We start from the raw sequence: 26,352 nt of genomic DNA, 5'->3' as shown, positions 1-26,352 counted from the left end.
TATCGAACGTAAAAGAAAGTAAACAGCCACATCCATGCCGACTAGCAATTGTCTGCATGCCGCGCTAAGCTGGCGGCATGGTCTACCTGCCGCTCCTCGTCTTCGCCCTGGTCTACGCCGCCGCCAGTTTCGCCTGGGAGCTGCCGCTGCTGGTGGCGCTCGCCTATCTCGTCATCAGCGTGACCTGTTTCGTGGCCTATGCCATCGACAAGTCGGCCGCCAGGAATGGCGGCTGGCGCACGCCGGAGCGCACCTTGCTGTTCCTGGGCCTGGCCTGCGGCTGGCCCGGCGCCTTGCTGGCCCAGCAATGGTTGCGCCACAAGACGAGCAAGCGCTCCTTCCAGCACATGTTCTGGATGACCGTGGTCGCGAACATCCTCGGCTTCCTCTACCTGTGCTCGACGCTGGCGGTCGACCGATGATCCTCCCGGCCGGCCCCTGGCGCTACCCGCGCGTGCTGGCCCACCGCGGCGGCGGCACGCTGGCGCCGGAAAATACCCTGGCCGGCCTGCGCGAAGGCATGCGCCGCGGGTTTGCCGCCATCGAATACGACATCATGCTGGCGCGCGACGGCAGGCCGGTTGTCCTGCACGACCCCTACCTCGGGCGCACCGTCGCGGGTTCCGGCAATGTCTTCGATTACGATGCCGCGGAACTGGCCGGCATGGATGCCGGCGCGTGGTTCGCACGTGAATACGAAGGCGAGCCGGTGCCGCTCTTCGTCGAGTTCGCGGCATTTTGCAAGGCGCACGGCATCTGGATGAACATGGAACTGAAGCCCGCGCCGGGCTTCGACATCGAAACCGGCGGCACCGTCGCGCGCATCGCCGCTGCAATGTATGCCGACGAGATCGCGGCGGGGGACATGGCGGCGGTGCCGCTGCTGTCCTCGTTCAGCCACCTGGCTTTGGAGGCGGCGCAGCAGGTGGCGCCGCAGGTGCCGCGCGCCTGCCTGATGAGCGAGTTGCCCCCGGACTGGGAGCGCCGCGCACAGTCGGTCGAGGCCGTCGCGATCCACACCAACCACCGCCACCTGACCCGGGATGCGGCGGCCAGGGTGCGCGCCGCCGGCTTCGGCCTGTTCTGCTACACCGTCAACGACCCGCGCCGCGCCCGGGAACTGCTGTCCTGGGGCGTCGACGCGTTTTGCACCGACAGAATCGATTTGATCGGGCCGTATTTCGCAGCGGGGGTGTAGTCCGCTCCCCTCGGTGAAGCATGTAAATAAGTGTGAGCCGACTGATATAATCCTTGCTTTATCTACCGCATCGCTCTTTCCGCACCCGCCAACATGAAATCATCCGAAATCCGCGAAAAGTTCCTCAAGTTTTTTGAGTCCAAGGGCCATACGATCGTACGGTCCAGCCCCCTTGTACCGGGCAACGATCCGACCATGTTGTTGACCAACAGCGGAATGGTGCAGTTCAAGGACGTCTTCCTCGGTCTCGATTCGCGCCCGTATGCGCGCGCGACGAGCGTGCAGCGCTGCGTGCGCGCCGGCGGCAAGCACAACGACCTGGAAAACGTCGGCTACACGGCGCGCCACCACACTTTTTTCGAGATGCTGGGTAACTTCAGCTTCGGCGATTATTTCAAGCGCGATGCGATCAATTACTGCTGGGAGCTGCTGACGAAAGTCTATGCGCTACCGCCCGAAAAGCTGACCGTCACCGTCTACTTCGAGGACGACGAAGCCTACGACATCTGGGCCAACGAAATCGGCGTGCCGCAAGAGCGCATCATTCGCATCGGCGACAACAAGGGTGCGCGCTACGCGTCGGACAATTTCTGGCAGATGGCCGACACCGGCCCCTGCGGCCCGTGCACCGAGGTGTTCTACGACCACGGCGCCGACATCTTCGGCGGCCCTCCGGGTTCGCCCGACGAAGACGGCGACCGCTTCATCGAGATCTGGAACCTCGTGTTCATGCAGTTCAACCGCGACGAATCGGGCGTCCTGACGCCGCTGCCGAAGCCCTCGATCGATACCGGCATGGGCATGGAGCGCCTGGCCGCCGTGCTGCAGGGCGTGCATAGCAACTACGAGATCGACCTGTTCCAGAGCCTGATCCGCGCCGCCGCGCGCGAGACCGGCGCGCCTGACCTCGAGAACAACTCGCTGAAGGTGATTGCGGACCACATCCGCGCCGCCGCCTTCATGATCGTCGACGGCATCATCCCGAGCAGCGAAGGCCACGGTTACGTCCTGCGCCGCATCATCCGCCGCGCGCTGCGCCATGGCCACAAGCTGGGCCAGACCCGTCCGTTCTTCTACAAGCTGGTCGAAGACCTGAACGGCGAAATGGGCGGCGCCTATCCGGAACTGCTGGACGCGAAAGAGCGCGTCGCGCAAGTGCTGAAGGCCGAGGAAGAGCGTTTCGGCGAGACGCTGGAAAACGGCATGAAGATCCTCGAAGCCCAGCTGGCGAAGGACGCGAAAAACCTCGACGGCGGCACCGCCTTCACCCTGTACGACACCTACGGCTTCCCGCTCGACCTGACCGCCGACATCTGCCGCGAGCGCGGCGTGACGCTGGACGAGGCAGGTTTCACCGCCGCCATGGAGCAGCAAAAGAAAACCGCGCGCGCCGCGGGCAAGTTCAAGATGGCCGCCAAGGTCGAATACGCGGGCGAAAAGACGAAATTTGTCGGCTACGAGTCGCTGGTGCATAACACCCACGTGCTGGCCCTGTACTTCGAAGGCGTGAAGGTCGAGGAACTGAAAGCCGGCCAGGAAGGCATCGTCGTGCTGGACACGACGCCGTTCTACGCAGAATCGGGCGGCCAGGTGGGCGACCATGGCGCCATCCGCACGGATTCTGGCGAATTCGAAGTCGAGGACACGCTGAAAATCCAGGCCGAGGTATTCGGGCACCACGGCGTGCTGCGTTCCGGTTCGCTGAAAGTGGGCGACACGGTCGACGCACAGGTCGACCAGGCCAAGCGCGCGCGTACCATCCGCAACCACTCGGCGACGCACCTGATGCACAAAGCCTTGCGCGAAGTGCTGGGCCCTCACGTCCAGCAAAAGGGTTCGCTGGTCGACCCGGATAAAACCCGTTTCGACTTCAGCCACAATGCCCCGGTCACCCAGGAGCAGATCGCCCGGGTCGAGACGATCGTCAACCGCGAGATCCTCGAAAACCACGCCACGCAGTCGCACAACATGAGTTTCGACGACGCCGTCAAGCATGGCGCGATGGCTCTCTTCGGCGAGAAGTACGGCGACGAAGTGCGCGTGCTCGACATCGGCTCGTCGAAAGAGCTGTGCGGCGGCGTGCACGTGACGCGCACCGGCGACATCGGTCTCTTCAAGATCGTGTCCGAAGGCGGCGTCGCCGCCGGCATCCGCCGCATCGAAGCGGTGACGGGCGAGGGCGCGCTGGCATGGGTGCAGGCGACCAACGCCCGGCTGCTGGCCGCCGCCGCCGCCCTGAAAACGGCGCCGGACGAACTGCCTTCGCGTATCAACCAGGTGCAGGAGCAAGTCAAACTGCTCGAAAAGGAAGTGGCGACGCTGAAATCGAAGCTGGCCTCGGGGCAGGGCGACGAACTGGTGAACCAGGCGGTTATTGTCAATGGCATCAAGGTGCTGGCCGCGACGATGGAGGGCGCCGACGCCACCGGTCTGCGCGAGACCATGGACAAACTGAAGGACAAGCTGGGCACCGCGGCCATCGTGCTGGCCAGCGTCATCGACGGCAAGGTCAGCCTGATTGCCGGCGTCACCAAGGATGCAACGGGCAAGGTCAAGGCCGGCGAGCTGGTCAATTTTGTTGCACAGCAGGTCGGCGGCAAGGGCGGCGGGCGCCCGGACATGGCGCAGGCCGGCGGTACCGATCCGGCAGGCTTGCCGGCGGCGCTGGCGGGAGTGGCGGCCTGGGTCGGCGAGCGCAGCTGATGCCTCGACGGGCCTCGCCGCCCGTCCACGAATGCGGCCAACCGAGCTCGTGCGGTTGTGCCGCTGCAACATTTCGTGACTATTTTTGTGCGGCGCGTCATAATCCGGAAATAGGAGTAGACTCCAATTCAGTATCACCACCTAAGCAGGCATGCGATGAGCGACACCATTCTCGACCCCGAAACAATTCAATTTCAGCTGGACCTGGACGCGCGCGGCCTCAACTGCCCGTTGCCGATCTTGAAGGCCAAGAAGGCGCTGGCCGAACTGGCCACTGGCGAAGTGCTGCGCATTACGGCTACCGATACCGGTTCCGTGCGCGACTTCCAGGCGTTTGCCAAGCAAACCGGCAACGCCCTGTTGTCGCATACGCAAAACGGCGGCGAATTCGTCTTCCTGATGCGCCGCAAGTAAGTCGTTCTTCCTCCCGGCGGGGCGCATTCTGCCCCCGTCAGTTTCCCTTCTTTTTATAGCAGTCGAACAGTTTCGAAGATTTCCTCTAACCGAAAATCGCACGATCGTGCTTTAATTCAGCCTTGAAGCTGTTTATCTCTTATAATCTAGGCCCTCAGCCAGTCTACCTCTTCAATTTTTCAAAGGCACACCTATGAAAGTCCTGGTACCCGTCAAGCGCGTGGTCGACTACAACGTCAAGGTCCGCGTCAAGTCCGACGGCAGCGGCGTGGATATCGCCAACGTCAAGATGTCGATGAACCCTTTCGATGAAATCGCGCTCGAAGAAGCGACCCGTTTGAAGGAAGCCGGCAAGGTCACCGAAGTGGTGGCGGTATCGATCGGCGTGCCGCAGTGCCAGGAAACCCTGCGCACCGGCATGGCGATCGGCGCCGACCGCGGCATCCTGGTCGAAACGAGCGGCGACACCGAGCCGCTGGGCGTGGCCAAGATCCTCAAGGCGCTGGCCGACAAGGAGCAGCCGCAGCTGATCATCCTGGGCAAGCAGGCGATCGACGACGATTCGAACCAGACCGGCCAGATGCTGGCAGCCCTCTTGGGCTGGCCACAGGCGACGTTTGCGTCGAAGGTGGTGCTGGAAGACGGCAAAGTCACGGTGACGCGCGAAGTGGACGGCGGCCTGGAAACGGTTGCATTGAGCCTGCCTGCAATCATCACCACCGACCTGCGCCTGAACGAGCCGCGCTATGTCACGCTGCCGAACATCATGAAGGCCAAAAAGAAGCCGCTGGAAACGATCAAGCCGGAAGAGCTGGGCGTTGACGTTAGCCCGCGTCTGAAGACCATCAGGGTCGTCGAGCCGGCCAAGCGCTCGGCGGGCATCATGGTGCCGGACGTCGCCACGCTGGTGCAGAAGCTGCGCACTGAAGCCAAAGTCATCTAAAAAATACAGGAAAACATCATGGTCGCACTAGTCATCGCTGAACACGATAACGGCTCCCTGAAGGGCGCAACCCACCACACCGTGACCGCGGCCGCCCAGTGCGGTGGCGAAGTTCACGTGCTGGTCGCAGGTTCCGGTTGCGGCGCTGCCGCCGAAGCTGCCGCGCAAATCGCCGGCGTCACCAAAGTGCTGGTCGCCGACGCGCCGCACTTCGCCGACGGCCTGGCCGAAAACGTGGCCGAGCAGATCCTGGCCATCGCCGGCAGCTACTCGCATATCCTGGCCCCGGCCACGGCCTACGGCAAGAACATCCTGCCGCGCGTCGCCGCCAGGCTGGACGTCGCCCAGATCTCGGAAATCACCAAGGTCGAGTCGCCGGACACCTTCGAGCGTCCGATCTACGCCGGTAACGCGATTGCCACCGTTCAGTCGACGGATTCCGTCAAGGTCATCACCGTGCGCGGCACTGGCTTCGACGCGGCGCCTGCCAGCGGCGGTTCGGCCGCCGTCGAGCAGGTGGCTGCCGCCGCCGACTTCGGCAAGTCCGCTTTCGTGGGCCGCGAGCTGGCCGTCTCCAGCCGTCCGGAACTGACCGCCGCCAAGATCATTGTTTCCGGTGGCCGCGGCATGGGCTCGGGTGACAACTTCAAGCTGCTCGAACCGCTGGCCGACAAGCTCGGCGCCGCCATGGGCGCCTCGCGCGCCGCGGTCGACGCCGGCTACGTGCCGAACGACTGGCAAGTGGGCCAGACCGGCAAGATCGTCGCGCCGTCGCTGTACATCGCCGTCGGTATCTCCGGCGCGATCCAGCACCTGGCCGGCATGAAGGACTCGAAGACCATCGTCGCCATCAACAAGGATCCGGAAGCGCCGATCTTCTCGGTGGCCGATTATGGCCTGGTGGGCGACCTGTTCGAAGTGATTCCGGCGCTCGTGCAAGAACTCGGTTAAACCGGTTTCATATGCACCCACGGGCCACGCCGCCGGCATCTGCCAGCCGTGGCCTGTTTTACGAGCTGCTCTTACATCCAATTCTGAGGAGATCAAGGTGAGCTACCAAGCCCCGATCAAAGACATGCTGTTCGTGATGAACGAACTGGCCGGTTTGCAGCAGGTGAGCCAGCTGCCAGGCTGCGAAGACGCGACCCTCGACACCGTCGAAGCGGTGCTGGAAGAGAACGCGAAGTTTTGCGGCGAAGTCGTCGCCCCGCTGAACCACCCGAGCGACAAGGAACCGAGCTTCTGGCACGACGGCCAGGTGACTACCTCGGCCGGCTTCAAGGTCGCGTTCCAGGCATTCGGCGAATCCGGCTGGCAGGGCGTGCAGCACCCGACCGAGTTTGGCGGCCAGGGCTTGCCCAAGCTGGTTGCGACGCCCTGCACCGAGATGCTGAACGCCGCCTCGATCTCCTTTGCGCTGGTGGCGCTGCTGACCGACGGCGCCATCGAGGCGCTGCTGACCGCCGGGTCGGACGCGCAGAAGGCCTTGTACCTCGAGCCGCTCATCACCGGCAAGTGGACCGGCACCATGAACCTGACCGAGCCGCAGGCCGGCTCCGACCTGGCCGCGGTGCGCACGCGCGCCGTGCCGCAGGGCGACGGCACGTATAAAATTTTCGGCACCAAGATCTACATCACCTACGGCGAGCACGACATGGCCGAGAACATCATCCACCTGGTCCTGGCGCGTACGCCGGACGCGCCACCGGGCGTCAAGGGGATTTCGCTGTTCATCGTGCCGAAGTTCATGATCAACGAGGACGGCACGCCCGGCGCGCGCAACGACGCGCACTGCGTCTCGATCGAGCACAAGCTGGGCATCAAGGGCAGCCCGACCGCCGTGCTGCAGTTCGGCGACAACGGCGGCGCCATCGGCACCCTGGTCGGCGAGGAAAACCGCGGCCTCGAGTACATGTTCATCATGATGAACGCGGCCCGCTTCGGCGTCGGCCTGCAGGGCATCGGCCTGGCCGAACGCGCCTACCAGCAGGCGGTGGCCTTCGCCAAGGACCGCGTCCAGTCGCGCGACCTGGCCGGGTCAAGCGGTTCGGTCGCCATCATCCACCATCCGGACGTACGCCGCATGCTGATGTCGATGCGCGCCCAGACCGAAGCGGCGCGTGCGCTGGCCTATGTCGGCGCCGGCATCTTCGACCTCGCGCACCATCACACCGATGAAGCGACCCGCAAGTCCAGCCTCGCGGTCTATGAATACCTGGTCCCGGTGATCAAGGGCTGGTCGACCGAGATGAGCGAGAACGTCGCGCGCGACGGCGTGCAGGTGCATGGCGGCATGGGCTTCATCGAAGAGACCGGCGCCGCCCAGCATTATCGCGACGCCAAGATCCTGACAATCTATGAAGGCACGACCGCGATCCAGGCAAACGACCTGGTCGGCCGCAAGACCGTGCGCGATGGCGGCGCGACCGCAAAATCGATCCTGGCCCAGGTACGCGCGACCGAAACCGCGCTGGGCGAAGCGCAGGGCGGCGTGCATGGCGCCGACCTGGCTGCGATCGGCAAGCAGCTGGCGCTTGGTTCCACCGCCCTCGAAGAAGTCGTCGATTTCGTCGTGGCCAACGTGAAGTCGGACATCAAGGGCGTGTTTGCGGGTTCCGTGCTCTACCTGAAGCTGGCCGGCATTGTGCTGGGCGGCTGGCAGATGGCGCGCGCGGCCCTCGTTGCGCAACAAAAGCTGGATGCAGGGGAGGGCAAGGGGGACATTGACCCCGCCTTCCTGCGTGCCAAGATCGGCACCGCGCGTTTCTTTGCCGACCATATCCTGTCGGGTGCGAGTGGCCTGCGCAGCGCGATCGTCGAAGGCAGCGCCGGCGTGCTGGCGCTCGAGGTCGATCAGTTCTGAAGCGTTTCCCAGCGCTCCCCGAAAGCGGCCTGAGGGCCGCTTTTTTATTGCACGGATCGCAAGCGCGTCCTGAATCGGCTGAGTTTGATTTCGGATAAGCGGAATACGACGGTCGCGTTCGTAAGCTGGCTCCATTCACCCATCAATACAGGGAGCCAACATGCTGCCCACGCTAGTGCGCACCTTCCTTCGTCCGGCGCTTGCCGTGTCTTTCTTGCTGATGCTGGCGTCCTGCGGTGGCGGCAACGATTCCAGCCGGGATGTGATTGCCGCCGACCCTCCGGCCGCGCCCAGCCGGCCGCCCCCCGACACCGTGCTGGCGGAGGCCCATACCGACCTCGTCGCCGGCACCATCACCCGCCGGCCGGGCTGGCCGGCCTGGGTGGCCCCGCCCGGGCGCGTCCCGGTCGGCGGCGTCGCTTGTCTCATCAACGAAAACTACCACTTGCATGCGCTGGTCACGATCTACAGGGACGGCGTGCGCCAGGGCCTGCCCGACAATGTCGGGCGCAGCGGCTGTGCCTATGAATTGCATACGCACGACGTCACGAGTGTGGTGCACATCGAGACCGACGTGCCGAAAAAGTTCACGCTGGGCCAGTTTTTTGCGCTGTGGAACCAGCCGCTGGGAGCGAATGGCACGGCCGGACTGGCAGGGCCGATCCGCTTTTACCTGATCGAGAACGAGCAACTCGCGCCGTTCACAGCCGACCCGGCGCAGCTGGAGCTGACGGCGCACCGGGAAATCGTCATCATCAGCGGTACTGCGCCGCCGGTGCTGCCGAAATACCGCTGGCCCGCCGGCTTGTGATGACACGGTCGTGCAGGCGTTCTAGCCGTAGGCGCCGCCTGTGTACAGGATGTCGAGCAAGCGCGAGATCGTCGCAATCAGCACCGTCGTGCCGACCAGCAGGGTCAGTACGAGCAAGATGGCCAGCGGCCAGTTCGAACGCGACTGCCTGCCAGAGCCGGCATTGAAACGGGCGTCCCATTTGTCGTCCGGTGTCAGGCCGATGACCAGCGCGCTGATGAAAGCGGCAATGCTCGACACCAGGAGCGGCAACAAGGCGTAGAACTCGTGCAGTCCGTTCACCTGGCTGTAGAGGAGTGCGGCGAGCGGCAGGCTGCCTGCGTGCAGCAGGCCGATCCGGTCGACCGGGCCGTGCAGGTAAAAGCGGTGTGCTCCGAGCGTGCCCAGGATCAGTGCCAGGGCCGTGGCGAGCGTCTTGTTCTTGTGTGCCATGCGTGAATGAATGTGTTACAAGGAAACAATGAGTATCGTTCAAAAAGGTGGCAAAAGCATTAGCTTTTATGTAAATGCTATGTATCAACTTGTAGCCTCCGCGCCAGTGGCCACGCGCGAAGCGACTCGAATCCGGAAGCATCACGGCAGGGGCAGGGGCAGGTAGCGGTCGCGCGGAAAATCGGCGATAATGCTCAATTCGGCCGGGACCGCGCGCCCGTTGTCCGCCCTTTGCCGTTATCGCTTGCTGCTCTGGGGCATGCGCGCTATAATCGTCGGCTTTCTCCGCCCAGCACAACTTTTTGGAAATATTATGGTCGTTATTCGTTTAGCTCGTGGAGGCGCCAAGAAGCGCCCATTCTTCAACATCGTTGCAACCGATTCGCGTAACCGTCGCGATGGCCGTTTCATCGAGCGCATCGGTTTCTACAACCCGATGGCGTCGGGCGCCGAAGTCGGCCTGCGCATCACCGCTGATCGTCTGGCCTACTGGCAAGGCGTTGGCGCACAACTGTCGCCAACCGTTGCTCGCCTGGTCGCTCAGCAGACCCCAGCAGCAGCTGCTTAAAGCAAGGTTTCAGGTTTGACCGATTCAACTGCTTCAGTCGATGGTGGGGCGCAAGCCCCGGACGACCTGACCCAGGTCGGGTATGTGTCCGGCGCCTACGGGATTGCCGGCGCCATCCGCGTCACGCCGTTCTCGACGGATGCGGATGCCCTGATGAACGTGAAAACCTGGTGGCTCGACAAGCCGAGCCTGCACTCCGTCCTGGTACGGAGCGTGAAAATACATGGTGGCGACGTGATCGCCACCCTGGTCGGGATGTCCGGCCGCGATGCTTCCGAGGCGCTCAAGGGCACCGGCGTGCATGTATCGCGCGCCGCGTTTCCCTCGCTTGAAGAAGACGAGTATTACTGGTCCGACCTGATTGGCCTGGACACAGTGAACCTCGAGGGCGAAGCCCTCGGCAAGGTGGTCGACATGATGAGCAACGGTCCGCAGTCGATCTTGCGCATCGCGCCCGTCGCCGAAGGGGAAGCAAACGACAAGGCGCCTGAGCGCCTGGTACCGTTCGTGGACCAGTTCGTGAAGCACGTCGACATCAAGGCGAAAAAGATTACCCTGGACTGGGGCCTGGATTATTAAAGCGCGCAAGCCTTTTGATCCGGTCCAATTGAAGCGAGGTCCCGATGCAGTTTGACGTCGTGAGCTTGTTTCCCGAAATGTTCGCTGCCTTGACGCAGTCGGGTGTCACCCGGCGCGCCTTCGAGCAGGAACGCTGGGCGTTGACCGTCTGGAATCCGCGCGATTTCACGCTTGACCGCCATCGCACCGTGGATGACCGCCCGTATGGCGGCGGCCCGGGCATGGTGATGATGGCGCGCCCGCTGGAGGCGACAATTGCTGCGGCCAAGGCGCGCCAGGTCGAACTCGGCCTGCCGCCGCCGCGCGTCGTCTTCATGTCGCCGCAAGGCAGGGCGCTGACCCACGAGCGCGTGATGGCATTGAAGGACGAGCCTGGCCTGGTTGTCCTGTGCGGCCGTTACGAAGCGGTCGACCAGCGCCTGCTGGACCGCGTTGTCGACGAGGAAATCTCTCTTGGCGACTTCGTCCTGTCCGGCGGCGAGCTGCCGGCGATGGCGCTGATGGATGCGGTAGTGCGACAATTGCCCGGGGTGCTGGGCGACGACGCCTCGGCGGTCGAAGACAGTTTTGTCAACGGCCTGCTCGATTCGCCGCATTACACGCGCCCGGACGTGTACGAAGGCGTCGCGGTGCCACCGGTCCTGATGGGTGGCAACCACGCCGAGATCATCAAGTGGCGCCGCCAGCGCATGCTGGAGGCGACCGCGAAGAAACGGCCGGAATTGCTGGACAAGGCGCGTAGCGCCGGTCAGCTGACTTCGGCCGACGAAAAGTTTTTGGCGACGCTCCCTTCGGGGAATTTGCCTTAAAATGCACCTGATTGGTGCGAGACACGGGAGCATGTTGCCCCTGTGTTCAACCCCATCCTCTACTGGGCAAGGCATGTGTTACGACATATGCAGCAACGAGTGCCAGCAAGATGGTTTTTGGAGTCATAAAAATGAATCTGATTCAACAACTCGAGCAGGAAGAAATCGCGCGCCTCGGCCGCAAGATTCCTGATTTCGCACCTGGCGACACCGTCATCGTCAGCGTCAACGTCGTCGAAGGCACCCGCAAGCGCGCCCAGGCGTACGAAGGCGTTGTCATTTCGCGTCGTAACCGCGGCCTGAACTCGAACTTCATCGTTCGCAAGATCTCGTCGGGTGAGGGTGTCGAGCGTACGTTCCAGCTGTATTCGCCACTGATCGCTTCGATCGAAGTGAAACGTCGCGGTGACGTCCGTCGCGCCAAGCTGTACTATCTGCGTGAGCGTTCGGGCAAGTCGGCACGTATCAAAGAAAAGCTGCCGCAGCGTAAAGTTGCAGCAACCCCAGTCGCTCAGTAATCGCGCCTGTGGAATGAAAAAGGCATCCTTCGGGATGCCTTTTTTCGTTCGAAGCTTCACCCCCTGTTGAAGGAAGTGCTTTTGGTTAAGGTCAATCTCGATCCATCCCGCCTGCCGGTCGAGGCCATCGCTGGTGAAGCGGCCGTCCATTCGGAATTGCTGAGTCCGGCCGAGTTGCGTGCGCGCTTCGCCCAGACGCGCCCTGCGTGGGAGCCCGAGGCGCCCGAGGTGCCGCTGGGGCAGGGCAAAGCGCTGCTGCGCCGCGCCGCCGTGCTGGTGCCGCTGGTCGACCGGCCTGAAGGCGTGACCGTGCTCCTGACGCTGCGTACCGAGCACCTCACGAACCACGCCGGCCAGATCAGTTTTCCCGGCGGACGCACCGAGGAGCTCGACTCGTCGCCGATCGAAACCGCGCTGCGCGAGTCCGAGGAAGAGATCGGGCTGCACCGGCGCCACGTGTCGATCCTGGGCGTGCTGCCCGATTACGTCACCGGCAGCGCCTACCGTGTGGCCCCGGTCGTGGCCCTGGTCAAGCCGCCGTTCGCGTTGACGGCGGACCCGAACGAAGTCGCCGAGATCTTCGAGGTGCCGCTCGCCTTCCTGATGAACGGGATGCACCACCAGCGCCATTCCTTCGACTTGCCCGAAGGCGCGGGGCGGCGCAGCTTTTATGCCATGCCCTACGAGCGTTTCTTCATCTGGGGCGCCACTGCGGGCATGCTGCGCAACCTGTTCCATTTCCTGCGCGCATGAAGAGCGCCTGATAAAGGTAAAGCCGCACGTGCTGTGCACGCGCCCTCCATGGCGGCCTTGCATTCGTCCTGCCCTGAAGGTTTTCTCAGGCACTCTTAAACGTCGTTCTGATTTGATTATGGCGGGGACCTGCGCTATCGTAGCGGGCAGCGTGGTATTGCCATAACAAAAGAAGGACTTGCATGACATTTTTTTCCATCCTGTGCGCCCTGCTCATCGAGCAGTTGAAACCCCTGCGTGCGGATAACCAGGTCTACGGTGGGATCAAGAACCTGGCAATGCGCATCGAGGGCTGGTTCAACGCGGGCGAGCCGAAGAACGGCCGCATGGGTTGGTTCCTGATGATGGCGCTGCTGGTACTGCCGGTTGCGCTCGTCTACTGGGTGCTGCAGTATTTCGGCCTGGTGTTCCTAGCCTTTGCCTGGAATGTGGCCATCGTCTACCTGACACTGGGTTTTCGCCACTACAGCCACTATTTCACCTCGATCCAGCTGGCCTTGAACAATGGCGACGAAGCGAGCGCACGGGTCTTGCTGGCCGAGTGGGCAAGGATCGATACGGTCGGCATGGATGCCACGGAGATCGCCCGCATCGCCGTCGAAATGTCGCTGATCACAACGCACCGCAGCGTGTTCGGTGTGTTTTTCTGGTTCCTGATGCCTGCCGGCCCCGCCTGCGCGGTGCTGTACCGCGTCTCGGAATACCTGGCGCGCGCCTGGAACGAGCCCGAGCACATGCGCAACGAAGCCTTCGGCCAGTTCGCCGCCAGGGCCTTTTACTGGATCGACTGGATCCCGGTAAGACTCACCGCTATCGCCTTTGCCGTGGTCGGCAACTTCGAAGACGCGATCTATGCCTGGCGCAATTTCGCCAATCGCTGGGCGGACGAGTCGCGCGGCATCATCCTGGCTGCCGGCGGTGGCGCCATGGGGGTACGCCTGGGCACCCCGAACGAAAACGCAGCCCGCCTGCTGCCGGTCGACGCCGCCCTGGTCGACCTGAGCGATACCGAAAACGACGTGCTGCCCGGCGAAGAGCCCAGCCTGCGCGCACTCCAAAGCACGGTAGGACTTGTCTGGCGCGCCCTGATATTATGGATGATCCTGCTGCTGCTGCTCTCCAGCATGGTGTGGTTAGGCTGATTGGGGAGCTGGAGCGCTAGTGGCTTCGCGTATTCGGCAGGCACGACGCTTCGTCCCCGCAGTCTTCTATAAGATATAATACCTGCTCACTTCCACGCAGCATTTTCGTATCAGCAAGCAGCACTATGGCCGAGTTACCGCACACCGGGAAGGAAGGCGCCGCAGGCGAGTTCTTCATCCTGGGCCTTACCAGCAACGGCAAGCAGTTCCGTCCGAGTGACTGGGCCGAGCGCCTGTGCGGGGCGATGACCTGCTTCCGCGCGGAAGGCAGCGGCGGCCGCCATGCGCATATCCAGTTTTCCCCCTATGTGCACCCGACCATCATCGACGGCGTCAAAGCCGTTGTGGTCAGCAACGCGCTGCAGAAAGCCGAACCGCTGGCTTACCACTTTGTCGTCAATTTCGCCAAGGATAACGACCTGCAGGTGGTGGATGCCTGCTTCGTGGATTTCCCCGGCGACAAAATGGTGTGAGCCATTCTCGGTTTGATCCAGATCAAAGGTCCGTAAGTCTCCTGCGCTAGCTTCATAGCCTGTGCGCATGCCAACCAGCAGGGAGACCGCCATGAACATCAGCGACATCTGTACCGCCGACACGATCAGCTGCACCCGCGACGAAACCGTCCAGGCCGCGGCCTTTTTGATGCGCAAGCACCATGTCGGCGACCTGGTCGTCGTCGACCGCGTCGATGACGACGCTATTCCCGTCGGCATCATCACCGACCGCGACATCGTCGTTTCCGTCATCGCCCTCGGACTCGATCCGTCCAGCCTGCTGGTCGGCGACATCATGAGCGACGATCTGCTCACCTGCCGCGAAGACGACGACGTCTACCAGACCATCGAGCACATGCGCCTGCGCGGGATCCGCCGGGTGCCGGTGGTCGACGCCGGCGGCTCGCTGGCCGGCATCGTCAGCGCCGATGACCTGCTCGAATTCCTGGCCGAGGAAATGGGCGACTTGTCGCGCATCAGCGGCAGCCAGCAGGCCCACGAGAAACGCGCCAGGCATTAGCCTTCCAGGTGCAAGCGCATTTCAACAGCACGACAACAAGCACGACAACAGCGGGTCGCGACATTTCCATGGGCTAAGCATCTGTTACCATCGCCGTTTGCGCGCCGCAGCGGCGGCGCACGCGCGTCCAGCGGGCGCCCAATCTGACGGGATAACATGAGTTTCACGCAATGTAAGCGCGGCCTGCCTGCGCATGTGGTGGCAGGCGCGTTTGCCTTGCTGGCGGCCGGCGGCATCGGTGTTGTCCAGGCCGCGCCGCCGCCATCACCGCTGCCGAAAGGCGTGAGCCTGGGCGCCTCGGTCGAGGGCATCACCGAATACCGCCTGGCCAACGGCCTGAAGGTGCTGCTGTTCCCCGACACTTCGCGTCCGACCGTCACCGTCAACGTCACCTACCTGGTCGGCTCGCGCCACGAGAATTACGGCGAAACCGGCATGGCGCACCTGCTCGAGCACCTGCTGTTCAAGGGCTCGAAGAAAAACCCCGACATCACGCGCCAGTTCGCCGATCGCGGCATGGAATTCAACGGCACCACTTCGCTCGACCGCACCAACTATTACGAAGTGTTCCAGGCCACGCCCGCGAATCTCGACTGGGCGCTGCAGATGGAAGCGGACCGCATGACGGGTTCCTTCATCGCGCAGAAAGACCTCGACTCGGAAATGACGGTCGTGCGCAACGAGTTCGAAAGCGGCGAGAATTCGCCGTCGAGCGTGCTCGTCAAACGCATGCAGAGCGTGGCCTACGACTGGCACAGCTATGGCCGCTCGACCATCGGCAACCGCAGCGATATCGAGAACGTCAAGCTGGCCAACCTGCGCGCTTTCTACCGGACCTATTACCAGCCGGACAATGCGGTACTGCTGGTGGCGGGCAAGTTCGATGCCGTTGCCACGCTGGCCAAGGTCAACCGCCTGTTCGGCGCGATTCCGAAACCGAAGCGCCAGCTGCCCCAGTTCTGGACCGTGGAGCCGACCCAGGATGGCGAGCGCAGTTTTTCCGTGCGGCGCCAGGGCGACGTCCAGATCGTGATGCTCGGCTACAAGGTGCCGTCGAGCGTGCACGACGACAGCGACGTGATGGCCTTTGCCTCAGCGATCCTGGGCGACGTGCCGACCGGCCGCCTGCACAAGAGCCTGGTCGAAACCGGCAAGGCCAGCCAGGTCTTCACCTTTGGCGAAACCGGCTATGCGCCCGGCCTGCAATACGTGGGCGCGATCGTCAAGAAGGGCGAGCCGATCGAGCCGGTGCGCGCCGCGCTGACCGAGGCCGTGGAAGGCTTTGGCGCCAGGCCGCCGACGCCTGAGGAAATGGCGCGCGTGCGCCGCACCTACGAAAACGAGATGGAGCGCAGCCTGAACGATCCGCAGGGCGTCGGCGTGGCGCTGTCCGAGACGATTGCCCTGGGCGACTGGCGCCTGTTCTTCACCGGCCGCGAGCGCATCAAGACGATCAGCGCGGAGGAGGTGGCCGCCGCCTCGCAGCGCTATTTCAGGCGCGACAACCGCGTCACCGGCATTTTCGTGCCGGAAGAGTCGCCGCTGCGGGCCGTGATTCCGCCTGCACCGTCGATCGACAGCATCCTCGAGAAATTCACGCCGCGGGCGTCGACCCTGGTGGCGGAAGACTTCGAGCCGACCCAGGAAAACATCCTGAAACGCACCCGGCTGACCCGCGCCGGCGGCGTCAAGCTGGCGCTCTTGCCGAAGAAAAACCGCGGCGAAGCGGTGACGGTGAACCTGCGCCAGCACATGGGCGACGAGAAAAACCTGTTCGGCAAAGGCGCGATTCCCGAGCTGACCGCCGCGATGCTGGTGCGCGGCACCAGCCGCTACACGCGCGAACAGCTGGCCGACGAATTCGAGCGGCTGAAAATCGCCGGTGGCCTGACCCACTTCCAGACCACGCGCGAACACTTGCCGCAAGCCCTGCGCCTGGTCGCCCACGTGCTCAAGGAACCGGGCTTTCCGGAGCCTGAATTCGAGCAGCTGCGGCGCCAGTCGCTCGTCAGCCTGGAGGCGAGCCGCGCCGAACCGCAGGCGCTGGCGTCGCGCGCGCTGTCGCGCCATTTCGACCTGTATCCGACGGGCGATGTGCGCCACGCGAATACGTTCGATGAAGACATGGCCGAACTGAAGGCCGCACGCCTGCAAGACCTGCGCGCTTTCCACCGCGAGTTCTACGGCACGGTGCCGGCCGAAATGGCGATCGTCGGCGATTTCGATGCGGCGGCGGTTGCGCCGCTGGTCGAGGAACTGTTCGGCGCCTGGAAAGCGCCCGCCAACTTCGCGCCGGTGCTGCGCCGCCATGCCGACATCCCTGCCTTGAGCAAGACGCTCGACACGCCGGACAAGGAAAACGGCGTGTACATCGCGCGCTTGGATCTCGACCTGAACATCGACGACCCGGACTACCCGGCGCTGATGCTGGCGAACTACATCTTCGGCGAGGGCGGCCTGCGTTCGCGCCTGATGGACCGCATCCGCCAGAAGGACGGCCTGTCGTATGGCGGCGGTTCGCAGCTCGACGCCGGCGACCTGGACCGGGCAGGGAGCTTCGGCATCAGCGCCATCGCCGCGCCTCAGAACCTGCGCCGCCTGGACGCGGCCGTGCGCGAGGAACTGGCGCGCGCACTGAAGGATGGCTTCACCAGCGCCGAGCTGGCCGGCGCCCGCTCCGGCCTGATGCAGCAGCGCCAGCAGACGCGCGCCGAGGATGGCGCGGTGGCCGCCGGCTGGACCTCCTACCTGTACCGCGACCGCACCTATGCCTGGTCGCGCCAGTTCGAGGACAAGCTCATGGCCGTCACGCTGCCGCAGTTGAACGCCGCCTTCCGCAAGGCGATCGACCCGGCAAGGCTGTCGGTGGTCATGGCCGGCGACCAGGGCAAGGCGGCCGCAGGCGCCGTTGAATCCGCAGTTAAGCCGGCAGTTAAGCCCGCAGTTAAGCTATAACGCAACACTTGCACACCGCACGGCGCATGCCTATTTGATGATCGCCCTCCATCCCGCTATGATGTTGCCTTTGGGAATCATTCAGCATCATCGCGGGAGCATCGGCACATGAAGGGCAGCAGCAAGCAAGACCTCAAGCAGGACTCCAGGCAAGAATCCGTGTCGACGACCTTCGCAGGCAAGGTCGTGCTGGTCACGGGCGCCGCCGGCGGCATCGGCCGCGCAGTGGCGCTGGCCTTCGGCCGCGCCGGCGCGTCGGTGGTGGTGGCCGATGTCTCGGTCGACGGCGGCCACGCCACGGCGGCGACGATCGTCCAGCATGGCGGCAAGGCGCTGTTCGTGGCCGCGAACGTCACGCGCGCCTGCGAGGTCGAGACCCTGGTCGACAAGACGGTGCACCACTATGGCCGGCTCGACTGCGCCGTCAACTGCGCCGGCGTTCAGGAAGACAGCCTGCGCCTGGCGGACATCGACGAAGCGGCCTTTGACCGGATCATGGACGTCAACCTGAAGGGCGTCTGGCTGTCGATGAAATACCAGATCCGCCAGATGGCGACCTCCGGCGGCGGCGCGATCGTCAACCTGTCCTCGGCCCACGGCCAGGTCGGTGCGCCCGCGCAGTCGGTCTACGCCGCCAGCAAGCACGCGCTGGCCGGGCTGACGAAAAGCGCCGCGCTCGACTATGCCCGGGATGGCATCCGCGTCAACGCCGTGTGTCCCGGCGCTGTACGCACGGGCATGCTGGCACGCGCCATCGCACGCGAGCCCGCCAGCGAAAAGAAGCTGCGCGCCGCGCACCCGATGGGACGTTTCGCCGAGCCGGGCGAGGTCGCCGACGCGGTGCTCTGGCTGTGCTCGGGCGCGTCCTCCTTCGTCACCGGGCACGAACTGGCAGTCGATGGCGGCTTCACCGCCCTCTGACGGATAAAAAAAAGCGGGCGGCGCCCATGGCGCTCGCCCGCTTCGTGTGCGGCAGGTGGATTACTTGGCGGTGGCCGGTGCTGCCGAAGCCACGGTAGCGCCCGGCTGGCGCAGCGACATGGCCCAGATGCGCGCCACGTCGGACAAACCGCCGCCGGCTTTCACGCTCTCGAAGGTCTTGATCGCTTCGTCCTTGCGGCCGGCGCGCGCCTGGGCCGCAGCGAGGCGGATCTTCGCTTCGTCAGGCTGCTTCAGGCCACCCTTGGCGATACCCTGCTGGATGAAGCCGATGCCCTTGTCGTGCTGGCCCATCGTCACGTACGCCCAGCCCAGGTTGACCAGGCCGGCGCCGTTCTTCGACTTGGTGGCGGCCGCTTCACCGCTGGCGATGTTCTTCGCATCGTCGGCCGCGCCCTTGTTGGCACGGCTGCGCAGGGCATCGTGGGCCTTGGCGTTGGCGCCCTTGCCCAGCACGCCGGCCGCGTAGCCCGCATCCAGCACGCTCTTCGCTTCGGTCGGGAAACCGTCGCGCAGTGCGCTTTCGGCCAGGTCGATGTAGTCGTCGTCGCGCATCGTCTTGGTGACGGCTTGCTGGAGGCGCAGCACCGGCATGTAGTTGTCCTGGCTGAAGCCCGGCTTCTTGACCACGCCCACGCGGATGACTTCGTTCCACATGTCGTCGGTCGGGTAGTAAGTCACCATCTTCTGGACCGTGGACTCGTAGGCGGCGGTGTCCTTGGTCTCGTGCGCAGCGCTCAGCAGCAGCTTGAGGTCTTCCTGGCTTGGCGTCTTGCCGGCCTTTTCGGCGTCGCTGACGACCTGCATCAGCCCGGTCTTGGCGCCGGCATAGTCCTTGTTCAGGTACTGCGCGCGCAGCAGCAGCGGACGCGCGGTCGCCATGTCTCCGCCCATCGTTTCATAGCGCTTGAGCTGTTCGGTCGATGCGGCGTAGTTCTTGGCCTTGTACTGGATGTCGGCCATCGCCAGCACCAGCTTGGACTGCATCTCTTTCGGCTCGAAGCCGGACTGGAGCACTTGCTCGGCGGTCGTCAGGAAAACGGCGTCATTGCCGCTGGCCGAAGCGTGCACCATCTTCATGCGCGTCACGACATAGGCTTCGTAAGGCGACTTGTTCGGCAGGGCTTCGGCCTGGGTGATGCGGTTTTGCAGTTCGGTGAAATTCTTGGCGTTGATCAGGGGCTGGACCTGCGCTGCATCGAACAGCTTGCCCAGCTCCGGGCGCACCGTGGTGGCCTGGGCGGCGGCTGCCGGGTCAGCTTTTTGCTGCGCATGGGCGCTCGTCATCAGGGCAGGCGCGGTGTTCAGGCCAACGGCAGCCAGCAGCAGGCAAAGGCGAGCAAGGCGGAAATGGGACATGAGTGATCCTTCTAAAAAGATGAGCGGTTCAACAAAGCGGTGCAATCCGCGACATGGTGGCAGTTTTGCCAAGCTTGTGCAAACGAGCATTGTCCCATAAATGCCCGGGACCCTGCGGCGCAATTGTGCCGCAGGCCGGCGCCTGGAGGGGACGCGGTTACATAGCGTTACCGTCGGCCGCTGTCCGGCAAGCCCTCAGAAGCCCGGCACCGGGCAGCGTCCCTCGGCCTCGATCTCGCCCGCCAGCCAGGCGTTGACGGCGGCCAGGGCCGGGGCGGCGAAGCCATAGGTCATCAGCGCGGGGGCGTCGAAGTCCAGCGCCTGGTAGGGGTTCCACAGGGCCAGGTGCAGGTCGGGACGCCAGCTGGCGCGGGCGTAGGGCCCATAGCGGCGGCGCGAGGTCGAGGCCAGGATCGTGAAGCGCCCGTCATCCGGCAAGGCGCTCCAGTCGAATTCCTCGGGGTCGGCGAAAGTCACCAGCTCGACCTCGTACAACTGCGCCAGCGAGGCGGCGATCTGCGAGGCCGGCACGCCGGCCTCGGACACGCCGTCGCTGACCACGTCCTGGCGCGCCACCAGGCGCACGCGCCCGCCCGGCGCCGGACGGCTGGCCGTGCCGCGCATGCTCAGGGCGCGCCGCCATGCGCTTGCCATCAGCGCGCGGTCTTCGAGATCGGTGCTGTAGATCGGCGCTTCGTCGGCGCCGCGTGCGTCGCCGATCGACACCTCGGTGCCGTTGGCAACGATGGCCGCTTGCGGGCGCGATGCGGCGCCGGCCGGGTGCGCGGCCGCCAGCTTCGCCAATCTCGCCAGGCGTGCTTCGACTTCGTGCATCGGCAGTTCGCCCGAGGCGATCGCGGCGGCAATCGCCTCGATCGTTTCAAGCTGGGACTCGCGCGAACCGATCGCCATCACCATGTCGGCGCCCGCAACCAGTGCGCGCACGGCGGCCGCGCCGGCGCCGTAGCGCAGCGCGATCGCGTGCATGTCCATGCCGTCGGTGATGATCACGCCCTGGTAATTCCAGCTGTCGCGCAGGATGCCGGTGAGGATGGCGCGCGACATCGTGGCCGGGTAGTCGGCGTCGAGCGCCGGGTAGACGATGTGGGCGGTCATCATCGCCGGGGCAGGATGGTCTGCCTGGGCCGCCATGCGGAAGGGCGCGAATTCGAAACGCTCGAGTTCGGCCAGCGGCTTGTCGACGGTTGGCAGCGCGCGGTGCGAGTCGACATGGGTGTCGCCGTGGCCGGGGAAGTGCTTGACGCAGCAGGCCACGCCCTCGGACTGGCTGCCTTCCATCCAGGCCAAGGCAATGCGCGTGGCGGTGTCGGGATCGGCCCCGAAGGAACGCTCGGCGATGACCGGGTTGTCCGGATTGTTGTTCAGGTCGAGCACCGGCGCGAAGTTCCAGTTGAAGCCGAGCGAACGCACCGCGCGCGCCACCGCCGCGCCGACGTCGCGCGCCAGCACCGGGTCGTTGGCCGCGCCCAGCGCCATCGCCGAGGGCGGCGCCGGCACCCAGGTCGAGCGCACCACGGCGCCGCCTTCCTGGTCGAGCGCGATCAGCGCGCCTGGTCCCATGACGGCGCGCAGGGCGCCGGTGAGCCGGGTCAATTGCGGCGCGTCCGTCATGTTCTGGCGGAACAGGCAGGCGCCGCGCACGCGATAGTCACGCAAGAAGGCGGCCGTGTCGTCGTCCAGTTCGGTGCCGAAGAGGCGCACCATGATCAGCTGGCCGGCGAGTTGTCTGTATTCGTCCATGGGTTTGGCTCTTGGTTGGCTTGGTTTGCTCAGTTGGTCTTCGTGACTTTGCTCAAGTGGCGCGGGCGGTCCGGATCGAGTCCGCGCGCCTTCGACAGCTTGGCCGCCATCACGTAAAAAGCCTGGATCGCGACGATCGGATCGAGGTCCGGCGTCGCCGCCGCCGGCAGCGTCAGGTCGCGCGCGGCGATGTCGGCGGGTGCGGCCAGCAGCACGCGCGCGCCGCGTCCGCGCATTTCCACGGCCAGGGCCACCAGGCTTTCCTGGGCCGGGCCGCGGGTGGCGAAGATCAGGAGCGGGTAGCCGTCTTCGATCAGCGCCATCGGGCCGTGCTTGATCTCGGCGCCGGAGAAGGCTTCGGCCTGCAACGCCGAGGTCTCCTTGAACTTCAGCGCCGCCTCCAGCGCGATCGGAAAGCTGATCCCGCGCCCGACGACCATGATGTTGCGGGCCGGGGCCAGCACTGGAAGCGCCGCCGACCAGTCGACCTGCGAGGCCGCGCGCAGGTCGTCGGGCAGGGCGGCCAGGCCGGCGCGCAAGCCGTCGTCATCCTGCCATTCCGCGACCAGGCGCGCGCCGGCGACCAGGCTCGTGATGAAACTCTTGGTCGCGGCCACGCTCTGTTCTTTACCCGCATGCAGCGGCATGGTCCATTCGGCCGTCCGGGCCAGCGGCGACTCGGCGTCGTTCACCAGCGCCACGGTGGTGGCGCCGCCGTCGCGGAAATAACGGATCGGCTCGACCACGTCCGGGCTCTGGCCCGACTGCGAGATCGAGATCGCCAGCGTGTCGCGCGTCACCAGCGGCGACTTGTAGAGCGTGATCAGCGACATCGGCAGCGACGTGACGAGGCGCCCCAGGCGCGACATGATCAGGTAGGCGACGTAGTTCGACGCATGGTCCGAGCTGCCGCGCGCCACGGTGACGGCGCTGTGAAAATTGGTCGACCTCAGCGTGCGCCCGAGTGCGGCGTAGCGCTCCATGTCCTGCGACAGTTGCAGGGCGACGCAATCGCCGGCGGACATGGCTTCCTGCAGCATGAGCGAACCCGTTTGGTCGACCGTCACAGCATTTCTCCTTCGATGTACACAGCTTTGATGTTCAAGTCGCGGTCCAGCACCACGATGTCGGCGTAGCAGCCCGGCTCCAGGCGTCCGCGCTGGCTTTCGCCGAGGTAGTCGGCGGCATTCGTCGAGACGCGGCGCGAGGCTTCCGACAGCGGCAGGCCGATTTTCACCAGGTTGCGCAGGGCGCCGTCCATGGTGAGGGTGGAGCCGGCCAGGGTGCCGTCCGCCAGGCGCACGCCGCCCATGCATTTATGGACGACCTGGCGCCCCAGCATGTATTCGCCATCGGGCATGCCCGAGGCGGCGGTCGAATCGGTCACGCAGAACAGGTGCGGGATCGAACGCAGCGCGACCTTGAGCGCGCCCGGGTGCACGTGCAGCAGGTCTGGGATGATCTCGGCGTAGTCGGCGTGCGCCAGCGCCGCGCCGACCATGCCGGGCTCGCGGTGGTGCAGGCCGGGCATCGCATTGAACAGGTGGGTGAAGCCGGCCGCGCCATGCTCGAGGGCGGCGACGCCGTCCTCGTAGGAGCCGCTGGTGTGGCCGATCTGGACCCGGATGCCGCGCTCGGACAGCAGCCGCACCAGTTCCAGGTGGCCGTGGATCTCGGGCGCCACCGTGATTACGCGCATCGGCGCGCGCCGGCCCCAGGCTTCGACTTCCAGCAGCGTCGCTTCCTTGGCGAAGGGCGGCTGGGCGCCCAGCTTGGCCGAATTGATGTACGGGCCTTCCAGGTGGACGCCGAGGATGCGCGCCTCGCCCTTGCCGCGTGCGTCGCACGCCGCGCCGATGGCGTCGAGCGCGCGCTCGATGTCCTGCGGCGGCGCGGTCATGGTGGTGGCCAGCAGGCTGGTGGTGCCGTGTTTCGCGTGCAGCGCGGCGATGACGTGCGGCGCGTCGCCGCCTTCCATCATGTCGCGCCCGCCGCCGCCGTGCACGTGGACGTCGATGAAGCCGGGCAGGATGTAGTCGTCGGCGTTCAGGCTCGGATCGCTGCGCATGCCGTCGATGGCCTCGATCGTTTCGCCTGTCCTGGCACAAACGCGCAGTTCGCCATGGACCCAGCCGCCAGGAGTGAGGATGTTGCCTTTCATTGAGTATTTCTTTCGAGGTGGCCTTGGATCATGAGGAGGGCGCCGCGCGCCGAGTCGCCCTGGGGCGTCCGGCAGCGCGCACGGGTCTGCGGCGGCAGCCAGGCCATCAGCACTTCGCCGAGACCGCCGCACAGCGCCAGCGGCAAGCTTGCGCTGCGGTCGAGCGCAGCGGCGATGGCGGCGGCTTCGCGCCCGGCGTGTTCGAGGATGGCGCACGCGGTCGGATCGCTGTCGCCATGCTGCACCACGAAGCGCGCCAGGCCCGCGTACGCGGTCTGGTTGGCGCGCCCGAGCCAGATCTGCACGCCGTCGCGGTCGCCGCCGCAGGCCGCGATCACCTCGCGCGCAAAGGCGCCGCCTTCGATCCGGCCGTCGAGCACCTGTTCGATGTGGTTCAGCGCGCGCAGTCCCATCCAGGCGCCGCTGGCCTCGTCGCCGGCGGGGAAGCCCCAGCCGCCGACTTCGACCTTGCCGCCGTCTTCCAGCATCGCTTCACCGACGCTGCCGGTGCCAATGGCGACGATCGCGCCCGGCTTGCCGCCATGCGCACCGAGCAAGGTCGTAAAACCGTCGGTATCGAGCACGAGGGCCGCGAAGCCGGGATCGCTTGCCACGAACTGCGCCGCCCAGTCCTTGTTATGCACGCCCGCCAGGCCGAGGCCGATCGCCATCGAGGCCAGGGGAGGGGAGCCGACGTCGGCCAGCGCGCAGGCTTCGCCGATGGCGCCGAGGATGGTGGTCCAGGCATTCTCGATGCCGTGGGCGAGGCCGGAGGGACCGGCGCTCGCTTGCGCCAGCTCTTCGCCGCTGGGGCGGGCCAGGCGCACCCGGGTGCCTGTGCCGCCGCCATCGACGCCGATGAGGTATTCGATCATGTGAAATTGTGCCGAAAGGAGGTCAGGGCACTATAGGGAGGCGGTTCCTTCTTGTCAACAGGTATCTAAGTGGTATGGTTTTTTACGCGAACTGGTATTGCCGAGCCCGAAGGCCTTCAGTCCGCCTGACGGGTGCCGCCCCGTTCGACCAGCACCAGCTCTTCCGAACGCCCGGCCCCGTCGCGCACCAGGTTCACCGTCGCGCTGCCCGGCCCGCGCACCCTGATGTCGCTCTGGCGCACGCTCAAGCGCCGTGCCTGCAGGGTGCCGGAGCCGCTCAGCTCGGCCTCGATGCGGTCGGCGCGGCCTTCCAAACGTGCGTTGCCGGGGCCGCGCATGGTCAGGACGACGCGCTTGCCGTCGATGGTGGCGGCCAGGTCGCCCGAGCCGTGCAGCGAGGCGTCGAGGGTATCGCTGACCCTGGCCAGCGACACGTCGCCCGGGCCGCCGGCGTCGATCGTGGCGGTTTTTACATTCAGGTGCTCGGCCTCGAGTTCGCCCGAGCCTTTCAGCTCGGCCCGCAGTTCGTCGGCGCTGCCGGACAGGGTGGCGCTGCCGGGGCCGCTCATGCGCAGGACGGCGCGGCCGGCCTGCAGGCCTTTCGCTTCCAGGTCGCCCGAGCCGTGCACGTCGGCTTCGAACTGGCGGATGCTGCCTGCGACGCAGACGCTGCCCGGTCCGCGCTGCACGCTGGTCAGGTTTTCGACTTCCAGCTTGCAGCCGTCGAAGTCGCCGGAACCCGTCACTTCCAGGCGCAGCGCGCGGGCGGCGCCATGCAGGCGCAGGTTGCCCGGACCGCTGAGCTGGGCCAGCGCGCGCTGGGCGCGCAGCTGGTCGACGTCGACGTCGCCGGAACCGGAGACACGCACCGTCAGCGCATTGTCGATGCCGCCGATGTGGACGTCGCCCGGGCCGGACGCCGTCAGGTCGGCGTTCGCCGCTTTCACCTCGCGCAATTCGAGGTCGCCGCTGCCGCTGCTGCTCACGCGCAGCTCGCGCACCGAACCGCGCGCGCGGATGCTGCCCGGGCCCGAAGCTTTGAGCTCGAAGCGCTCGCCGCCGATCGATTCGAGTTCGACGTCGCCGCTGCCGCTGCTGGAGAGGCTGGTCAAGCCAGTGGCGCCGATGCGCACCACCACCGGCTGCCGGTCGCGCCCGCCGATGTTGAACTGGATGCCGGAACGCGCGCGCTGGCGCACGATGAGCGTGCCGCCACGCACTTCGCTGTCGATCTCGGCCAGTTGGCTGGCCTCGCCCGACAGCGCCAGGCGCGGCGCGCCTTCGCTGACGATCACGCGAAACGGACCTGCCAGTTCGATCGCCTTGAAGGCGGTGATGGCGCGCTGGTCGACGACGACGGGCGGGCGCTGTTGTGTGCGCGATTCCTGGGCGCGCTCGACGGCGGTGACACCCTGCATGCCGGCGATACCGATGCAGAGCAGGAGGGCGCCGACGGCGGTGTTCTTGATGCGGCTATTCATGAATGTCCTTGTTATTCTCATGGTTTCCAGTGCATGCACGATAAGGCAAAGCACGAAGCGCGCGCAGCCCCAAC

At 65.3% G+C, this 26,352-nt stretch carries 25 protein-coding genes; 18 read left to right on the top strand and 7 right to left on the bottom strand.

From position 1 onward, the window contains the following. The first annotated feature begins 77 nt into the window (after positions 1-77). The 8 genes from AC56KZ_RS05200 to AC56KZ_RS05165 all read left to right on the top strand — a co-directional run bounded on the left by AC56KZ_RS05200 (position 78) and on the right by AC56KZ_RS05165 (position 8,932). On the top strand, positions 78-422 hold the full coding sequence (locus tag AC56KZ_RS05200; protein ID WP_497161051.1) for a DUF1294 domain-containing protein: 345 nt from the start codon (positions 78-80) through the stop codon (positions 420-422). Further along, on the top strand, positions 419-1,198 hold the full coding sequence (gene ugpQ, locus AC56KZ_RS05195; RefSeq protein ID WP_497161050.1) for a glycerophosphodiester phosphodiesterase: 780 nt from the start codon (positions 419-421) through the stop codon (positions 1,196-1,198). Before AC56KZ_RS05200 ends, ugpQ begins: the two co-directional genes overlap by 4 nt. Positions 1,199-1,291: 93 nt before the next feature. Beyond that, a complete protein-coding gene (gene alaS, locus AC56KZ_RS05190; RefSeq protein WP_497161049.1) occupies positions 1,292-3,901 on the top strand; it encodes an alanine--tRNA ligase in 2,610 nt (869 codons plus the stop codon). Positions 3,902-4,057: 156 nt separating this feature from the next. After that, on the top strand, positions 4,058-4,315 hold the full coding sequence (locus AC56KZ_RS05185) for a sulfurtransferase TusA family protein (RefSeq protein ID WP_497161048.1): 258 nt from the start codon (positions 4,058-4,060) through the stop codon (positions 4,313-4,315). 193 nt (positions 4,316-4,508) lie between these two features. Continuing rightward, complete coding sequence (locus AC56KZ_RS05180; RefSeq protein WP_497161047.1) at positions 4,509-5,258, top strand: electron transfer flavoprotein subunit beta/FixA family protein; 750 nt, start codon at positions 4,509-4,511, stop codon at positions 5,256-5,258. 18 nt (positions 5,259-5,276) lie between these two features. Further along, a complete protein-coding gene (locus AC56KZ_RS05175; RefSeq protein WP_497161046.1) occupies positions 5,277-6,209 on the top strand; it encodes an electron transfer flavoprotein subunit alpha/FixB family protein in 933 nt (310 codons plus the stop codon). A gap of 97 nt (positions 6,210-6,306) precedes the next feature. After that, complete coding sequence (locus tag AC56KZ_RS05170; RefSeq protein ID WP_497161045.1) at positions 6,307-8,121, top strand: acyl-CoA dehydrogenase; 1,815 nt, start codon at positions 6,307-6,309, stop codon at positions 8,119-8,121. Between the two features lie 160 nt (positions 8,122-8,281). Continuing rightward, positions 8,282-8,932 (top strand): hypothetical protein, encoded by a 651-nt coding sequence (locus tag AC56KZ_RS05165; RefSeq protein ID WP_497161044.1) that lies wholly within the window; start codon positions 8,282-8,284, stop codon positions 8,930-8,932. Between the two features lie 21 nt (positions 8,933-8,953). Here AC56KZ_RS05165 and AC56KZ_RS05160 read toward each other — a convergent pair whose 3' ends face one another. Next, entirely contained in the window at positions 8,954-9,364 is a 411-nt protein-coding gene (locus AC56KZ_RS05160) for an NINE protein (RefSeq protein ID WP_497161043.1), read from the bottom strand. Positions 9,365-9,677: 313 nt separating this feature from the next. Between AC56KZ_RS05160 and rpsP the strand changes: the two genes are divergently transcribed. The 10 genes from rpsP (at position 9,678) to AC56KZ_RS05110 (ending at position 18,623) form a co-directional block, all read left to right on the top strand. After that, the gene (rpsP, locus tag AC56KZ_RS05155; protein ID WP_379785996.1) at positions 9,678-9,932 is read left to right on the top strand and encodes a 30S ribosomal protein S16; all 255 of its coding nucleotides are present in this window, start codon (positions 9,678-9,680) and stop codon (positions 9,930-9,932) included. A 15-nt stretch (positions 9,933-9,947) separates the two neighbouring features. Continuing rightward, positions 9,948-10,511, top strand: coding sequence for a ribosome maturation factor RimM (gene rimM / locus AC56KZ_RS05150; protein WP_497161042.1), 564 nt, complete (start codon positions 9,948-9,950; stop codon positions 10,509-10,511). Positions 10,512-10,555: 44 nt separating this feature from the next. After that, positions 10,556-11,320 carry a tRNA (guanosine(37)-N1)-methyltransferase TrmD gene (gene trmD, locus AC56KZ_RS05145; RefSeq protein WP_497161041.1) on the top strand — a complete coding sequence of 255 codons (765 nt, stop codon included), beginning with the start codon at positions 10,556-10,558 and terminating at the stop codon, positions 11,318-11,320. Positions 11,321-11,451: 131 nt separating this feature from the next. Next, positions 11,452-11,838, top strand: coding sequence for a 50S ribosomal protein L19 (rplS, locus tag AC56KZ_RS05140; RefSeq protein ID WP_497161040.1), 387 nt, complete (start codon positions 11,452-11,454; stop codon positions 11,836-11,838). Between the two features lie 81 nt (positions 11,839-11,919). Then, a complete protein-coding gene (locus AC56KZ_RS05135; protein ID WP_497161039.1) occupies positions 11,920-12,591 on the top strand; it encodes a CoA pyrophosphatase in 672 nt (223 codons plus the stop codon). A 182-nt stretch (positions 12,592-12,773) separates the two neighbouring features. After that, positions 12,774-13,733 (top strand): CobD/CbiB family protein, encoded by a 960-nt coding sequence (locus AC56KZ_RS05130; RefSeq protein WP_497161038.1) that lies wholly within the window; start codon positions 12,774-12,776, stop codon positions 13,731-13,733. 125 nt (positions 13,734-13,858) lie between these two features. Next, positions 13,859-14,206, top strand: coding sequence for a DUF3579 domain-containing protein (locus tag AC56KZ_RS05125; RefSeq protein WP_497161037.1), 348 nt, complete (start codon positions 13,859-13,861; stop codon positions 14,204-14,206). Between the two features lie 91 nt (positions 14,207-14,297). Then, positions 14,298-14,747, top strand: a complete 450-nt coding sequence (locus AC56KZ_RS05120) for a CBS domain-containing protein (RefSeq protein ID WP_497161036.1) — start codon at positions 14,298-14,300, stop codon at positions 14,745-14,747. Positions 14,748-14,903: 156 nt separating this feature from the next. Continuing rightward, the gene (locus AC56KZ_RS05115) at positions 14,904-17,702 is read left to right on the top strand and encodes a M16 family metallopeptidase (RefSeq protein WP_497161035.1); all 2,799 of its coding nucleotides are present in this window, start codon (positions 14,904-14,906) and stop codon (positions 17,700-17,702) included. A 108-nt stretch (positions 17,703-17,810) separates the two neighbouring features. Next, positions 17,811-18,623 (top strand): SDR family oxidoreductase, encoded by an 813-nt coding sequence (locus AC56KZ_RS05110; RefSeq protein ID WP_497161034.1) that lies wholly within the window; start codon positions 17,811-17,813, stop codon positions 18,621-18,623. Positions 18,624-18,683: 60 nt separating this feature from the next. Here AC56KZ_RS05110 and AC56KZ_RS05105 read toward each other — a convergent pair whose 3' ends face one another. The 6 genes from AC56KZ_RS05105 to AC56KZ_RS05080 form a co-directional block, all read right to left on the bottom strand. After that, entirely contained in the window at positions 18,684-20,000 is a 1,317-nt protein-coding gene (locus AC56KZ_RS05105) for a tetratricopeptide repeat protein (protein ID WP_497161033.1), read from the bottom strand. A 195-nt stretch (positions 20,001-20,195) separates the two neighbouring features. Further along, entirely contained in the window at positions 20,196-21,761 is a 1,566-nt protein-coding gene (locus AC56KZ_RS05100) for a glycoside hydrolase family 3 protein (RefSeq protein WP_497161032.1), read from the bottom strand. A 29-nt stretch (positions 21,762-21,790) separates the two neighbouring features. Beyond that, positions 21,791-22,801, bottom strand: a complete 1,011-nt coding sequence (locus AC56KZ_RS05095) for an SIS domain-containing protein (protein ID WP_497161215.1) — start codon at positions 22,799-22,801, stop codon at positions 21,791-21,793. 23 nt (positions 22,802-22,824) lie between these two features. Next, a complete protein-coding gene (gene nagA, locus AC56KZ_RS05090; RefSeq protein ID WP_497161031.1) occupies positions 22,825-23,922 on the bottom strand; it encodes an N-acetylglucosamine-6-phosphate deacetylase in 1,098 nt (365 codons plus the stop codon). Continuing rightward, on the bottom strand, positions 23,919-24,797 hold the full coding sequence (locus AC56KZ_RS05085; protein WP_497161030.1) for a glucosamine kinase nucleotide-binding domain-containing protein: 879 nt from the start codon (positions 24,795-24,797) through the stop codon (positions 23,919-23,921). The genes nagA and AC56KZ_RS05085 overlap by 4 nt, the downstream gene beginning before the upstream one ends. 116 nt (positions 24,798-24,913) lie before the next feature. Continuing rightward, the gene (locus AC56KZ_RS05080; RefSeq protein ID WP_497161029.1) at positions 24,914-26,278 is read right to left on the bottom strand and encodes a GIN domain-containing protein; all 1,365 of its coding nucleotides are present in this window, start codon (positions 26,276-26,278) and stop codon (positions 24,914-24,916) included. Between the last annotated feature and the right edge of the window lie 74 nt (positions 26,279-26,352).

This window comes from Telluria sp. LT2P34 (genome assembly GCF_059685915.1).
Note: the sequence above shows the minus strand (reverse complement) of the source record. Positions and strands in the feature narration are given on the sequence as shown.

Coding starts and splice junctions, on each gene's coding strand:
- rpsP (WP_379785996.1), top strand. CDS start 9,678: ATGGTCGTTATTCGTTTAGCTCGTGGAGGCGCCAAGAAGCGCCCATTC.
- AC56KZ_RS05105 (WP_497161033.1), bottom strand. CDS start 20,000: ATGTCCCATTTCCGCCTTGCTCGCCTTTGCCTGCTGCTGGCTGCCGTT.
- AC56KZ_RS05200 (WP_497161051.1), top strand. CDS start 78: ATGGTCTACCTGCCGCTCCTCGTCTTCGCCCTGGTCTACGCCGCCGCC.
- AC56KZ_RS05160 (WP_497161043.1), bottom strand. CDS start 9,364: ATGGCACACAAGAACAAGACGCTCGCCACGGCCCTGGCACTGATCCTG.
- alaS (WP_497161049.1), top strand. CDS start 1,292: ATGAAATCATCCGAAATCCGCGAAAAGTTCCTCAAGTTTTTTGAGTCC.
- AC56KZ_RS05130 (WP_497161038.1), top strand. CDS start 12,774: ATGACATTTTTTTCCATCCTGTGCGCCCTGCTCATCGAGCAGTTGAAA.
- AC56KZ_RS05165 (WP_497161044.1), top strand. CDS start 8,282: ATGCTGCCCACGCTAGTGCGCACCTTCCTTCGTCCGGCGCTTGCCGTG.
- rplS (WP_497161040.1), top strand. CDS start 11,452: ATGAATCTGATTCAACAACTCGAGCAGGAAGAAATCGCGCGCCTCGGC.
- AC56KZ_RS05095 (WP_497161215.1), bottom strand. CDS start 22,801: ATGCTGCAGGAAGCCATGTCCGCCGGCGATTGCGTCGCCCTGCAACTG.
- AC56KZ_RS05185 (WP_497161048.1), top strand. CDS start 4,058: ATGAGCGACACCATTCTCGACCCCGAAACAATTCAATTTCAGCTGGAC.
- AC56KZ_RS05120 (WP_497161036.1), top strand. CDS start 14,298: ATGAACATCAGCGACATCTGTACCGCCGACACGATCAGCTGCACCCGC.
- AC56KZ_RS05110 (WP_497161034.1), top strand. CDS start 17,811: ATGAAGGGCAGCAGCAAGCAAGACCTCAAGCAGGACTCCAGGCAAGAA.
- ugpQ (WP_497161050.1), top strand. CDS start 419: ATGATCCTCCCGGCCGGCCCCTGGCGCTACCCGCGCGTGCTGGCCCAC.
- AC56KZ_RS05180 (WP_497161047.1), top strand. CDS start 4,509: ATGAAAGTCCTGGTACCCGTCAAGCGCGTGGTCGACTACAACGTCAAG.
- nagA (WP_497161031.1), bottom strand. CDS start 23,922: ATGAAAGGCAACATCCTCACTCCTGGCGGCTGGGTCCATGGCGAACTG.
- AC56KZ_RS05100 (WP_497161032.1), bottom strand. CDS start 21,761: ATGGACGAATACAGACAACTCGCCGGCCAGCTGATCATGGTGCGCCTC.
- AC56KZ_RS05125 (WP_497161037.1), top strand. CDS start 13,859: ATGGCCGAGTTACCGCACACCGGGAAGGAAGGCGCCGCAGGCGAGTTC.
- AC56KZ_RS05175 (WP_497161046.1), top strand. CDS start 5,277: ATGGTCGCACTAGTCATCGCTGAACACGATAACGGCTCCCTGAAGGGC.
- trmD (WP_497161041.1), top strand. CDS start 10,556: ATGCAGTTTGACGTCGTGAGCTTGTTTCCCGAAATGTTCGCTGCCTTG.
- AC56KZ_RS05080 (WP_497161029.1), bottom strand. CDS start 26,278: ATGAATAGCCGCATCAAGAACACCGCCGTCGGCGCCCTCCTGCTCTGC.
- AC56KZ_RS05115 (WP_497161035.1), top strand. CDS start 14,904: ATGAGTTTCACGCAATGTAAGCGCGGCCTGCCTGCGCATGTGGTGGCA.
- AC56KZ_RS05085 (WP_497161030.1), bottom strand. CDS start 24,797: ATGATCGAATACCTCATCGGCGTCGATGGCGGCGGCACAGGCACCCGG.